The organism is Pseudoxanthomonas suwonensis 11-1, assembly GCF_000185965.1.
In the GTDB taxonomy this organism is placed as follows: Bacteria; Pseudomonadota; Gammaproteobacteria; order Xanthomonadales; family Xanthomonadaceae; genus Pseudoxanthomonas; species Pseudoxanthomonas suwonensis_A.
This window is the reverse complement of record NC_014924.1, coordinates 2,870,002-2,883,244: the sequence shown is the minus strand read 5'-3', so window position 1 is coordinate 2,883,244 and position 13,243 is coordinate 2,870,002. Positions and strand designations below refer to the sequence as shown.

Genomic DNA, 13,243 nt, shown 5'->3' with positions numbered 1-13,243 from the left:
GGCCGTCGGGCCAGGGGAGGGCGCCGCGGTGCGGCTGTGTCAGTTGGAACCGGCGGGCTTCACCCGGTCGCCGTCGGCCAGCTCTTCCGGGGGATCGAGCACGACCAGTTCGCCCGGCGCCAGGCCGGAGGTGATGTCGCGGGTGCTGCCGGTGGAAGCCGTGGCCTGGACCTGGCGCTCGCTGACGCGGTCGTCGTCGCCGAGCACGAACACCAGGGCTTGGCCATCGCGCTCGACCAGCGCCTCGGCCGGGACGCGCACGCCGGTGCGCGGCTCGTCGTCGTTCTCCGGTGCCTGCTCCAGGAAGCTCACGGTCACGCCCATGTCCGGCACGATCCGCGGGTCCTTCTCCTTGAGCGCGATGCGCACCTTGACCGTGGCCTTGCCGCGGTCGGCGGTGGGGATGGTGGCGATCACCTCGGCCGGGATCTTCCAGTCCGGATAGGCGTTGAGCGTCGCTTCCACCGGCATCTTCGCCCTGACCCGGCCGATGTAGGCCTCGCCCACGTCGACCTCGACCTCCAGCGAATCCATGTCGACGATGGTGCCGATGCCGGTGCGGGTGAAGCCGCCCGTGGCCAGCGGCGAGACGATCTCGCCCGGCTGCGCCGCCTTGGCGATCACCACGCCGGAGAACGGCGCACGCACCACGGTGTTGTCCACGCCGTGGCCGGCGATGCGCAGCTGGTCCTGCGCAACCTGGGCCTGGCGGCGCACGGTGGCCAGCTGGGCACGCAGGCTGTCGCGCTGGGCCACGGCCTGGTCGTACTGGGCGCGCGAGACCAGCTGGTTGCCCACCAGCTTCTGCAGGCGCGTGGCATTGGCCTCGGCCTCGAGCAGCTGCGCCTGCACGTTGTCGATCTGGCTGCGCGCGGCGGCCAGCTGCGAGGTGGCGAGGGCGCGGCTGGCATCGGCATCGACCGGATCCAGGCGCGCCAGCACCTGGCCTTCCTCGACCCGCATGCCTTCTTCGATCAGCACTTCCTGCACCCGTCCGGTGACCTTGGCCGAGACCGTGGCCATGCGCCGGGCGACGACGTAACCGCTGGCATCGAGCACCGAGGCCGCGGACGGGCCCGAGGACAGCGGCGCGGCCTGGGCGGTGCGCACTTCGGGGCCGCCGTTGCCGCGCAGCAGCCACCACGCGATCGCGATGGACAGCAGCACCACGCCGGCGATCGCCAGCGGGATCACCACCTGCAGCGGGCCAGGCGTCTTCTTTTCCGGCTGGTTGCGCTCGATGCGCAGTTGCTTGAGCAGTTCAGCGTTGTCGTTCATTGCAATCCCGTGCATAGGAGCCGTCGGAAGTGTCCAGCCTAAGCCTGCCCGGCGCGAGTTGCCGGAAGTCACTTTGTGGCGGAGGACGCGTTGCGGGCGATGGAAGCGGCCCGCGGCGCGATGGACGGCGCGGGGCGAACTCTGGACCGGCGCCGGTCGCGCGCCCAGTGACAGCTGTCACCTGTCCTTCGTGGCAGGCGTGCATGGCCGGCGCTGGCGCCTGCGCGGAGACTGGCCACCGTGGCCCGGGCACTGGCCACTTCGCGCCACGGCGCCGGACTCCCAGCCGGCCCCGTGGCGCCCCCAGACAACCGGCGGCGTACCATCGCTGCGTCGCCAGGGAGAACGCGATGTCCACTGCCACCACCGGAACCGCCGGAACCATGCTGGGCCGCATGCTGCGCCCGGCTCCCGATTCCATGGCCGGCTGCGCCATGCGCCGCGGTCGCCCGGCGTGGTCGGAGTACGTCCATGTGGTCTGGTCCATCTGGGTGTTCATCGTCCCGGTGTTCACTCCCGACGGTTATGACCGCCGCTGGACGACACTTACCCTGGTTTCCTACCCGCTCTTCCTGGCGCTCTACACCGCCAGCGTCCTCGCGCCGGCGCGGCGGGTGGCGATCTTCGCCCTGGGCCTGGCCGCCCTGTGCCTGGTGCTGGTGCCCTGGTATCCGGCGGGCATGAGCTACTTCATGTTCGGCTGCATCTTCCTGGGCATGGCCCGCTGGCGCAGCTGGTGGGGTTATCCGCTTGCGCTGCTGGCGCTGAACGCGCTGTTCGTGGCGGTGACCCGCTACTTCGGCTACCCGTGGTCGGCGATGGTGTGGATGCCGTTCACCTCGCTGGCCGTCGGCCTGGTCGTGCAGCTGCAGCGGGTGCTGGAGGGCAAGGAGCAGGCCCTGCAGCTGTCGCAGGACGAGGTGCGCCGCCTGGCCACCACCGCCGAACGCGAGCGCATCGGCCGCGACCTGCACGACCTGCTTGGCCACACCCTGTCGCTGGTGGCGCTCAAGGCCGACCTCGCCGGCAAGCTGCTGGAGCGCGACCCGGCCGCGGCCCGGCGCGAGATCGACGAGCTCGGCGGCGTTGCCCGCCAGGCCCTGTCGCAGGTGCGCAAGGCGGTCAGCGGCATCCGCTCGGCCCAGTTCGCCGCCGAGCTCGCCGCCGCTGGGCTGCTGCTGCAGGGCGAGGGCATCCGCCTGCACCTGCTGCGCAACGATGCCTCGCAGCTGCCGCCGGAGCTGGAGACTGCGCTGGCGCTGTGCCTGCGCGAGGCGGTGACCAACGTCCATCGCCACGCCCGCGCGCGCAACGTGCAGGTCGCGCTGGAGGTCGAAGACGGGACCTGCCGCCTACGGGTGGAGGACGACGGCCGCGGCGGTGCGATCCGTCCCGGCAACGGCCTGACCGGCATGCGCGAACGTATCGACGGCCTCGGTGGCCGCCTGCTGCTGCAACCGGCCAGTCCGCGCGGCACCTGCGTGCTGGCCGAGGTGCCGCTGCGCGAGGCAGCCGCGCGCGAACCGCTGGCGCCGGCCGAGCCCGCCACCGCCCAGGGCTGAGCGGCCCGGCTACTGCGGGCGGCGCGGACGGCTCTGGTAACTTGCACGCCATGTCCACCACCTGCCGCCACCGGTGATCCGCGTCCTGCTGGCCGAAGACCAGGCCATGGTCCGTGGCGCGCTGGCCGCGCTGCTGGGGATGGAGGCCGATATCGAGGTCGCCGGGGTGGCCGCCGACGGCGAGGAGGCCTGGCGCGAGTTGCAGCGCCTGCAGCCGGACCTGCTGGTCACCGACATCGAAATGCCCGGCCTCGGCGGCCTGGACCTGGCCGCGCGCATTGCCCGCCACGAGCTGCCGGTGAAGGTGGTGATCGTCACCACCTTCGCCCGCGCCGGCTTCCTGCGTCGCGCCCTGGATGCCGGGGTGCGTGGCTACCTGCTCAAGGACGCCCCGCCGGAGCGCCTGGCCGAGGCCCTGCGTACCGTGCACCGCGGCGGCCGCGCGATCGACCCGGAGCTGGCGCTGGAAGCCTGGACCGAAGCCGACCCGCTCAACGAGCGCGAGCGCCAGGTCCTGCGCCTGGCCGGCGAAGGCCTGTCCTCGACCCGCATCGCCGAGCGCCTGGGCCTGTCCCACGGCACCGTGCGCAACTACCTGTCCGAGGCGATCGGCAAGCTCGGCGCGGCCAACCGCGTCGAAGCCCACCGCATCGCCCGCCAGCGGGGCCTGCTGTGAGCGTGGGCGCCGAGGCCACCGGAAAGAGGCGCCAGGCAAGCCAGGCCGGGCTGCTGCTGGCAATCGTGGTGTTCGTGGCCATCCCCTGGGCGTGCTGCTGGGCGCGCAGCGGTTCATCGCCGACGCCAACCAGGTTGCCCATACCCGCCAGGTGATCGCCCACATCGATGCCTACGAGGTGCGCCTGCGCGAGGCCGAGGCGGCGCAGCGGGGCTACCTGCTGACCGGGAACGTCGACTACCTCGCCGAGTACCGGGCCAACCGCCAGCAGCTGGCGCCGCTGCTGGACGAGCTGGCGCGGCTGGTGGCCGACAATCCGGAGCAGCAGCGCCGCGTCGGCCACCTGCGCCCGCTGGGCGACCAGCGCCTGGGCCAGATCGACCGCAACCTGCAGCGCTACCACCAGGAAGGCCTGGCCGCCGCGCAGTCGGCCATCGGCGACGAGGTGCTCAAGCTGTCCGGCTCGATCCGCGCCCAGGCCCGGCAGCTGCTGGAGCGCGAGCAGCAGCTGCTGGCCGAGCGCGACCGTTCCAGCCGCCGCAGCGCCGACCTGCTGCGCGCGCTGGCCGTGCTGGGCATTCCCTTCGGCCTGCTGGTGGTCACCCTCGTCTACCTGCGCATGGGCCGCGAGATCCGTCGCCGCGCGCATGCCGAACGCGGCAGCGCGGACGCCAACGCGCGCCTGCGCGAGTCGGGGCCGAGCTGGAGCGTCGTGGAGCCGGCCTGGCCGAGCTCAACCGCTACGGCGGCCTGCTGTTGAGCTGCAGCAGCACCGACGAGGCGGTGGACCTGGCCGCGCGGCTGCTGGTGCGGCTGCTCCCGGATTCCGGCGGCACCCTGTACCGGATGCGTGCCTCGGCCGACTACGCCGAGGCCCAGGCGCACTGGGGCGTGCATGCCGCCTCCGGCGCGCAGCTGGTGCTGCCCTCGCAGTGCTGGGCGCTGCGCCGTGGCCGTTCGAACTTCTGCGGCCCGCAACAGCCCGGGCCGCGCTGCGCCCACGTCGCGGAGGACGTGGACGCCGGCGTGTCCACCGCCTGCGTGCCGCTCGCCGCGCAGGGGACCCAGCTCGGTTTCATCTACATTTCCACGCACGGCCCGTTGCCGGAAGGGCGCATGCCACTGGTGCAGTCGGCGACCGAGCAGTTGTCCATGGCCCTGCACAACCTGAACCTGCAGGAACGCCTGCGCCTGCAGTCCATCCGCGAGCCGCTGACCGGGCTGTACAACCGGCGCTACCTGGAGGAATCGCTGGCGCGCGAGCTGGCCCGCTGCGAGCGGCGCGGCCTGCCGCTGAGCCTGCTGATGCTGGACCTGGACCACTTCAAGGCATTCAACGACCTGCACGGTCATGCCGGCGGCGATGCGCTGCTGGCCGCGTTTGGCCAGCTGCTGCAGCAGCATGCGCGCGCGGAGGACATTCCCTGCCGCTACGGCGGCGAGGAATTCACCCTGATCCTGCCCGAGGCCGACACCGGCACCGCGCTGGCCTGCGGCAACCGCATCGTCGCCGCAGCGCGGCAGATGCGGGTTCCGCACCTGGGCCAGGAACTGCCGGCGGTCACCGTCTCCGTCGGCCTGGCCACCTGGCAGCCAGGCGAGAACGGCACTGCATTGATGCGCCGCGCCGACGCGGCGCTGTACCAGGCCAAGCGTACGGGCCGCGACCGGGTGGCGGTGGCCGGGTAACGCGGCGGCCTCACCCCGCCAGCCGCAGCGCCACCGCCAGCACCACCAGTCCGACCAGACCGATCATCGCGATGCGCATGGCGCGCGCGTCGCTGCGTGTCCGCCGCACATGTGCGGCCAGGGCCTGGCGCAGGAGCGGCTGGGCCGCTTCGCTGCGCGCCCGGTGCGCAGCCATGCGCCCGGTCAGGTGCGCGGGCAGTTCGACTCCGTCCTCGCCCAGCGACTGCAGCTCCAGGATGATGCGCTCGCGCTCCTCGTCCAGGCCGCGCTGCTCGAGGATCGCCTCGACCTCGCTGGCCTCCATGCGTGCATTCCAGCCAGGCACGAACGGCGAGGGGTCCTGCCTGCGCAGGGCAAGCGCGCACTGGTGGACCAGGCCCGCATCCTTGTCCAGCAGGTTGAGCGCGATCGGCAGCGCGCCCACGCGGGCCGCGCGCAGGCGCCGCCCGTGCAGCCAGCGCGTCGGTGCCGGTGCGCGCAGCAGGTAGCGGCCCGGATCGCGCACGCACAGCCGCAGCACGTGCAGGGTGGCGCCCCGTGCGTGCATCTGGTGCAGTTCGATCCCGACCACCTCGCGCCAGGGAATGCGTCCGTACTGCGCCGAGGTGATCCCGAGGCGGTCCATGCGCAGCATCGGCCCCGGGCGCAGCATCAGCTGGGCGATGTGCCAGCCCAGCACCAGGAACACCAGCAGCAGGGCCAGCGCCAGCACGGCCATTGCCGCGGCACCGTGGCGCAGCGCCCAGCCACCGCCGGCGCCGGCCACCAGGCAGGCCGGGACCGCGAACAGGAACCAGGTCGCGCCGCCGTCGGCCTCGAAACCCCGGCCTTCGCGCACCTGCTGCAGTTCCAGGGCATCGGCCGCCTGCTGGCGGCGGCTCATCCAGTGCACGCCCAGCAGGGCCAGGCCGAAAGTGGCCGCGCAGGCGGCCAGGCGCACCAGGGTCGGGAAGGGAAGCGCCACGCCGGCGCTGCGCTGCTGCACCCAGTCCAGCCACATCACCAGCATGCCGAACGCGGCTGCGCCCGCGATTGCGCCAAACACACCTTTCCCAAGCCTGAGCATCCTGCTCTCCCTCGTCGATCCATCCACGCGCCATCCCGGCGACGTGCAACGCGAGCATGGCATGGCACCTGCCGCCGATTCCCACGACTGGGGCCAGGTTTCCGGCAGGCGGCGCGGATTGCCCGAAGGGCGGCGTCCGCCTCAGGCCAGGTAGCGCAGGCCCAGGCCCAGCAGTCCCAGCACCCCGAACGCGCCCAGCAGCACCAGCGCCCGTCGCTGTGACTGCATCCGCCGCTCCTCGGCGCGTGCGCGCAGCGTTTCCATTGCCGGCGCGCCCACCTTGGCCTCGGTCTTCGCCGGTACCGTGACCAGAGTCGCGGCCGCCTCGCCGCCGGCGCGCGCGGCGGCCTCGCGCTGCAGTGCCGAGGCGACCTGGGACGGTGCCATGTGCGGGCTCCATTGCGCCAGGAACAGGGCCGGGTGGCGCTGGCGCAGGGCCCGGGCCACGCGCTGGATCACCTCCGGATCCTCGGCGAACAGGTCCAGCGGCAAGGGCAGGGGCGCGAACTCCCCGGTGCCCGGGACCCGGGCGATGGTCACCAGGGTGAGCGCGGTGGCCGGCGCATCGTCCAGGTAGCGGCGCACGTCGCGCACCGCGAGCCACAAGGTGTGGCGCGGCTGGCCGCGCACGCGGCGCCGCTCCAGCTGGATCCCGGCCACGTCGCGCCAGGCGATCGGGCCGTAGCGCAGGTGTTCGATGCCGTCGCCGTCGATCCGCAGCAGCGGCTCGGACCGGAGCATCCGCAGGATTGGCTTCCAGCCGTACATCGCCGCCATCGACACGCAGAACCCGGCGAAGAACAGCGCCGCATTGCGCGCCTGCTCCCCGTTCGACCAGGCCAGCCAGCCGGCCAGCAGTGCCAGCGCCACCCATCCGGCCGGGACGGTCAGGCTGCTTCCGCTGGTGAAGGTTTCGCCGCGGCGCGCGGCCTCCAGTGCGCGGTCGCCGCGGGCGCGGATGACCTGGACCAGGAGATGGCGCAGCAGCAGGGCGAGCACGGCGATGCCGATCGCCGTAAACAGGGGCCAGGGACCGATGGGATCGCCCGCGTGGCGCTGGCCCAGCCACATGGCCGCCAGGACCGCGCTGGCCAGTCCGGCCAGGGTGGCGACGGCTCCGAACAGCAAGCGTCCGAGCTTGAGCATTCCCGCGCCTCCATGCGTTGGAAGCGCCCATCATGCGCCCGGCCAACGGGGCCTTCAACGGCTTCCCGCAGGCGGGGGGCGGACTCACCCCAGCAGGCGCCAGAGCGCGTACAGCAGGACCAGGGCGAAGGTGATCCCGCCGACGAAGCGCTCGTCCTTCTTCTTGCGGGCCGTGCGCCGCTCATGCGTGGCCATGGCCCGGCGGAAGCGCTGCTCGGCCCGGTCCTGCACCCCGTCCATCGGTGCCGGTCCCGCGCGCAGCTGGCCGTGGCGATGGCCATGGCTGCCCTGCGCTCCCCGCGTTCCATGGAATCCACGCGTGCCCTGGTCCGCCACGCGTGCCTCCAGGAACGCCTCGACCACGCTGTCGTCCATCTCCCGGCTCCACTCCTTGAGGAATGGACCCGGATCGCGTCGGCGCAACTGCAGTGCGGCGCGGTGGATCAGGTCAGGGTGCTTGTCGAGCATGTCCAGCTGCAGCCACAGGCAGCCGGTCCGGGCGCGCTCCAGGCTGGCATGTCTCCGGCGCACCCGCGGCGGGGCATCCCTGAGGTAACGGCCGGGATCGCGTACGCACAGCCCGAGCTGGTGGAGACAGGCGTTGCCCTTCTCCACGCGCTGGAAGTCGATGCCGACCACCTCGGACCAGGGGATCAGCCCGAATTCGGACGAGTGCAGCCCATGGCGGTCCATGCGCAACGGCGGCCCGGCCTTTCGCCGCGCGTTGTCCCAGGCGGCCCACGCCAGCCAGGCGCCCAGCAGCAGCATGAGGATGCCGATGCCAGGCTCGCTGTCGGCCATGGACAGGCAGCCGAACCAGGCGCACGCGAGGCCCGCGAGCACCAGCAGGATCGGGTTCCAGCGCAGCTTCATGTCGGCCACCAGGGCGTGGCCGGCGCCCAGGCGCCGCAGGCGGTCGTTGATCGACTCGTTGCGCTGGCGCTCGAGGTTGGACTGGATCACCCGGTACACCAGCGCGCCGACGGCGAGCAGCACCAGCAGCCACGGGAGATCGGAGCCCGTGGCCAGTGCGACGACCGGTGGCGGCGACCCTGCCCGTCCCATCGCGATCATCGAAAGCATCCCGCTCCCCCAGCGTGTCGGGCATCCCGGCTCCTTCGCGTCAGTCCGCGCACGGCCGCCCAGGCGGGCGATCCCCATGAGCGCGCGGCAGGCAGCATGCCACGGCCGCCCGCCTTCGGCGGACCGCGCAAACAGAAAGGGCCGCGCATTCCTGCGCGGCCCCCGGTACTGCGGATGTGCGTCGAGGCTCAGCCGCCGACGCGCGCCTTGAGCAGGGCGTAGGCCGAGCGCAGGCCCAGGGCCTCGCCACCGGCCGGACGACCCGGGCGCGCGCTGTCGTTCCAGGCGTAGGTGTCCAGGTGCGCCCACGGCAGGTCCTCGGGCAGGAAGCGCTCCATGTACAGCGCCGCGGTCACCGCACCGGCCATGCGCGAGCCGGCATTGGCCAGGTCGGCGACATTGCTGGACAGGTAGCGCAGGTAGGGGCGCCACAGCGGCATGCGCCACACCGGGTCGCGGGTGTCGCGGCCGGCGGCCAGCCAGCCCTCGGCCAGGGCGTCGTCGTTGGCGAACAGCGCCGGCAGGTCCGGGCCCAGGGCGATGCGTGCCGCGCCGGTCAGGGTGGCGAAGTCCAGCACCAGCGCCGGCTTCTGCTCGGCGGCGTAGGCCAGCGCGTCGCACAGCACCAGGCGACCTTCGGCGTCGGTGTTGTCCACCTCCACGCTCAGGCCCTTGCGGGTGGCGATCACCTCGCCCGGACGCAGCGCGTTGGGGCCGATCGCGTTCTCCACCGCCGGCACCAGCAGGGTCAGGCGCAGCGGCAGCCTGCGGGCCATGACCAGCCCGGCCAGGGCCAGCGCATGCGCGGCGCCGCCCATGTCCTTCTTCATGTTGCGCATGCCGTCGGCCGGCTTGATGTCCAGGCCGCCGGTGTCGAAGCACACGCCCTTGCCGACCACCGCCACGTGCGGGTGCGAGGCATCGCCCCAGCGCAGCGCGATCAGGCGCGGCGCGCGGTGCGAGGCGCGGCCGACGGCGTGGATGGCCGGGAAGTTCTTCTCCAGCAGCTGATCGCCGGCGACCACCTCGACCTCGGCGCCGTGGGCCTGGGCCAGCTCGCGGGCGATGGCTTCCAGGTGGTCCGGGCCCATGTCCTCGGTCGGGGTGTTGACCCAGTCGCGCACGCGGGCGCAGGCGGCCAGCACGTCCAGCGCCTCGGCGTCGGTGTTTTCCAGCAGCAGCTGCGCCGGGGCGCGGCCGCCGCGCTTGTAGCGCTCGAAGCGGTAGCTGCCCAGGCCCCAGCCCAGCTGCAGCGCGGCCAGCTGTTCCGCCGGCAGTTCGCCCTGCGGTGCCCACGCGCCCTCGGGCAGGACCTGCGCACCGTGCGCGTAGGCGTAAGGATCGAGACGGTCGCCCACGCCCAGCACCGCGCCGGCGATGCCGTCGCTGCCCGGCAGCAGCACCGTGCTGCCCGGGGCGGCGTCGAAGCCCTGGGCCTTGAGCCAGGCGGCGACGTTGGCGGGCTGCGCGTCGCGCCAGGCCGGGTAGCCGGCGCGGTCGAGCAGGTACAGGGGCAGGGCGGGGGTGCCGGGGGAGGCGTAGGGGTTCATACGATCAGTCCGGTTTCGGCCGTCAGGCGGCCAGGTGTGCGTCCAGCCAGTCGGCCAGCGCGGTCAGGGTGTCGAATTCCAGGTCCGGTTCCAGCTCCGGGTGCGACCAGGTCTCGCCGGTGCGGTTGATCCAGCAGCTGCGCAGGCCCGCGCGCGCGGCGCCGGCCACGTCCATCTCCATGTGGTCGCCCACGTGCAGCACATCGCCGTGGCCGCAGCCCAGGCGCTCGCAGGCGGCGTGGAAGATGCTCGGGTGCGGCTTGGCGTAGCCGTGCTCGCGCGAACCGAGCTGGAAGGCGAAGTGCTGCATCAGCCCGATCCGGTCCAGGTCGGCATTGCCGTTGCTCACCGCCGCCACCGGCACCTTGGCCGCGATCCGGGCCAGGGCATCGACCGCATCCGGATAGAACTCGACCTGGTTGCGCGCGGCGTAGAACGCCTCGTAGGCCGGTTCCAGCAGGTCCATCGAAGCGCCACTGGCCTCCAGCGCCTCGGCCAGGGCCAGCCGGCGCAGGGCGGAGAGGTCGTGGTGCAGGTGGGGGTTGTCGCGGAAGGAGCGCTCGCGCAGTTCGCGCATGGCCGCCACCGGGTACATCGCCGCGGTGGCCGGGCTGTGTTCGAGCATCCACTCGTACAGCACCTGGTCGATCCGTGCGCCAATCGGCGCGAACGGCCACAAGGTGTCGTCGAGGTCGAGGGTGATGGCGCGGACGCTGAAGCTCACGGCGGCCATTGTAGGCCTCCCGCCCCGGGCATGGGCGGAACGCTCCCTTTCGCTCCTATAAGGCCCGCCATGGAAGCGGGAGGGGTTGGGGGAGGGGCAGGGCGGCTTGCATGCCGGATGTGGCCTCGCCCGATGAGGTGAAGGTTCAGGAGCAAAAGCTTTCGCCATCCGCTTCGCGGCTTGGGCGAGTTACTTCTTCTTTGCTCCTGCAAAGAAGAAGTAACCAAGAAGAAAGCACGCCCGGTCGCGAACCGGCCGGCTGCGCCGACCGGTTCGGGCTGTGCTTTCTTTTGGTTACTTTGATCAGCCAAGGGCAAGGTGGCCTTCGGTGGCACCGGGACGCCCCGGGACGCCCCGGCACGAGGAGCTGGCCCGGCTCAAGCGCGAGTTGGCCCGGGTGAAGAAGGAGCGGGATTTTTTAAGAGAAGCGGCGACGTTCTTTGCCAAGGGATCGTCCTGAGGTATCGGGCGATCGAACGTTGCCGCGATGAGTTCCCGGTTCGGCTGATGTGCCGCTGCCTGCGGGTCTCGGCCAGTGGTTACTACGACTGGAGCAAGCGCCTGCCAAGCACCCGCCAGCTCGACAACGAGCGCTTGCTCGACCGCATCCGTGAGCTGCATGAAGACAGCCGGGGCACGCTGGGCGCCGGCCGGATGCAGGAAGATCTGGCCGATGCCGGCGAACCCGTCAGCCTGAACCGGGTGGCGCGCCTGATGGCTGAAGATGGCCTGCAGGGCTGGCCGCGGCCGAAGCGGCGTGGGCAGCGTGGCCGGCCCGCGCTGACGCCGCCGGGCGTGCGCAACCTGCTGGAACGGGACTTCACTGCGCTGGAGCCGGAGACCAAGTGGGTCACCGACATCACCGAACTCAAGACCCGGCAGGGCAAGCTGTACCTGTGCATCGTGCTGGACCTGTTCGACCAGCGCGTGGTGGGCTGGTCGATGCACCACCGGCAGGATCGGCAGATGGTGATCCGGGCCGTGCAGATGGCGGTCTGGCAGCGTCAGGGCAGCGACCCGGTGATCCTGCGTTCCGATCGCGGCAGCCAGTTCCGGAGCGGCGACTACCAGCGTTACCTGGCGGCCAACGGCCTGGTGTGCTCGATGAGCGCGGTGGGCCATTGCGGTGACAACGCAGCATGCGAAGGCTTCTTCGGCCTGCTCAAGCGCGAGCGGGTCTACCGCATGACCTACCCGACGCTCGATGCCGCACGGGCCGATGTGTTCGAATAGATCGAGCGGTTCCACAATCCGAGGATGCGACGAAGGGTGGCCAGGCAAGACCAGAAGTTCTCAACCCTTTTACAACCGTCCGTGATTTCGGGGTAGAACCCGACATAACCCTCAGATGATGAGGTTGATTCCGGGACGAGGCTGCCCACATGATTGGGCTCAGGGGAGTGCAAGATGCAAAAAGAGAGGGTCGACGGACCTGTAAGGCCCACGTTGCGGATCGACCGGCGCGTATCCGAGCTAGGGGCTACAGCGGCCTTCAGCGGTTTCGTGGCTGCCATCGGCGACTTCCTAGCGCCAAAGGGTGGATGGATGGCGTTGCTGTTGGCGGGCTTCGCAGGCCTCGGATTGGCGATCGCGATCTGGCTCTCGAACGGAAGGCTATTCGGGTTACTGGAAAAGATCGATCGGCGGTTCTTCGCGTCGTGGTGGCGCGGACGCCCAGTCTGGGCACAGCACGGCCTCCATGTAGTGCTGGTCTTCGTGGTGTCGTGCCTTTTCACCGGCGTCGTTGCCTACCACGAGAAGGATGCTGGCGGGCTGCTCGCCAGCCGATCCGCAATCGTCTCAGACATGCAGGTTGTCGCCGGCATCATGGAGGAACAGCGGCGGACGACCGCGGCAGTCGAGGCGCTCACTGACGTTACCCGACAGGTCGAGCGGAACACGGCAGCTGCGAAGCTAGAAAACAGCATTGATCCACGCAAGGAGATCGCAAATCTCGGGCTGAGCTGGAACCAGTCCGACTTCAGCGAGGCGATAAGGCGCGAGGACCTGCACGTGATCCGGCTGTTCGCCGAAGGCGGCATGCAAATCCAGGAAAACCAGTTCTTCGGCGTCATTTTGAAGAAGCTCGATATTGTGGAGGCGTTCCAGGGGCTCGATTACACGCTCGACCCGCGCACCTGCCACTTCGCGCTGGCCTACGTCAGCGCGTTTGCCGATGAAGGCGACTGGAACAAGCGTTTTGACATCAAGTCGTCGGAGATCCGGCTGTCAAAGACAGCGGTGCGCAACTACTCGTATTTCTGCAGCAACTATGCGGACCTCAGCGAGACGCTGGCCGAGAAGTACGAGTGTCGCCTGCAGCCGACGCGTGCCGTCTGCGAGAAGCTTCGCGATGTAGTCTGCGATTACGGTAAAGGCAATCGCTGCCCCGTCCTCGCTGCGGAAATCAAGCCCGAGCCAACGAGTGACCGCATGAGAGAGCTTGTGGACGACGTCATGGGACGTTGA

Annotated in this window: 9 protein-coding genes and 2 pseudogenes; 5 read left to right on the top strand and 6 right to left on the bottom strand. The window is 70.9% G+C overall.

What is annotated here, in order from left to right:
* Positions 1 to 39: 39 nt before the first annotated feature.
* On the bottom strand, positions 40 to 1,278 hold the full coding sequence (locus tag PSESU_RS13190; protein WP_013536286.1) for an efflux RND transporter periplasmic adaptor subunit: 1,239 nt from the start codon (positions 1,276 to 1,278) through the stop codon (positions 40 to 42).
* 350 nt (positions 1,279 to 1,628) lie between these two features.
* Between PSESU_RS13190 and PSESU_RS13185 the strand changes: the two genes are divergently transcribed.
* From PSESU_RS13185 to PSESU_RS13175, 3 genes and pseudogenes are all read left to right on the top strand, one after another.
* Positions 1,629 to 2,840, top strand: coding sequence for a sensor histidine kinase (locus PSESU_RS13185; protein WP_013536285.1), 1,212 nt, complete (start codon positions 1,629 to 1,631; stop codon positions 2,838 to 2,840).
* A 73-nt stretch (positions 2,841 to 2,913) separates the two neighbouring features.
* Positions 2,914 to 3,516 carry a response regulator transcription factor gene (locus tag PSESU_RS13180; protein WP_013536284.1) on the top strand — a complete coding sequence of 201 codons (603 nt, stop codon included), beginning with the start codon at positions 2,914 to 2,916 and terminating at the stop codon, positions 3,514 to 3,516.
* Between the two features lie 2 nt (positions 3,517 to 3,518).
* A pseudogene (locus tag PSESU_RS13175) lies at positions 3,519 to 5,205 on the top strand (sensor domain-containing diguanylate cyclase).
* Positions 5,206 to 5,215: 10 nt separating this feature from the next.
* On the opposite strand, the gene PSESU_RS13170 reads toward PSESU_RS13175, so the two are convergent.
* The 5 genes from PSESU_RS13170 to PSESU_RS13150 form a co-directional block, all read right to left on the bottom strand.
* Positions 5,216 to 6,271, bottom strand: coding sequence for a hypothetical protein (locus tag PSESU_RS13170; protein WP_013536283.1), 1,056 nt, complete (start codon positions 6,269 to 6,271; stop codon positions 5,216 to 5,218).
* Positions 6,272 to 6,412: 141 nt separating this feature from the next.
* On the bottom strand, positions 6,413 to 7,417 hold the full coding sequence (locus tag PSESU_RS13165; RefSeq protein WP_013536282.1) for a hypothetical protein: 1,005 nt from the start codon (positions 7,415 to 7,417) through the stop codon (positions 6,413 to 6,415).
* Between the two features lie 84 nt (positions 7,418 to 7,501).
* Positions 7,502 to 8,491 carry a hypothetical protein gene (locus PSESU_RS13160; RefSeq protein WP_155942774.1) on the bottom strand — a complete coding sequence of 330 codons (990 nt, stop codon included), beginning with the start codon at positions 8,489 to 8,491 and terminating at the stop codon, positions 7,502 to 7,504.
* Between the two features lie 197 nt (positions 8,492 to 8,688).
* A complete protein-coding gene (locus tag PSESU_RS13155; protein ID WP_013536280.1) occupies positions 8,689 to 10,050 on the bottom strand; it encodes a leucyl aminopeptidase family protein in 1,362 nt (453 codons plus the stop codon).
* 22 nt (positions 10,051 to 10,072) lie between these two features.
* A complete protein-coding gene (locus PSESU_RS13150) occupies positions 10,073 to 10,774 on the bottom strand; it encodes an HAD family hydrolase (protein ID WP_041764996.1) in 702 nt (233 codons plus the stop codon).
* Between the two features lie 306 nt (positions 10,775 to 11,080).
* Between PSESU_RS13150 and PSESU_RS13145 the strand changes: the two are divergent.
* Together PSESU_RS13145 and PSESU_RS13140 are read left to right on the top strand one after the other, a co-directional pair.
* A pseudogene (locus tag PSESU_RS13145) lies at positions 11,081 to 12,103 on the top strand (IS3 family transposase); the annotation flags it as partial.
* A gap of 216 nt (positions 12,104 to 12,319) precedes the next feature.
* On the top strand, positions 12,320 to 13,243 hold the full coding sequence (locus PSESU_RS13140; protein WP_041764157.1) for a hypothetical protein: 924 nt from the start codon (positions 12,320 to 12,322) through the stop codon (positions 13,241 to 13,243).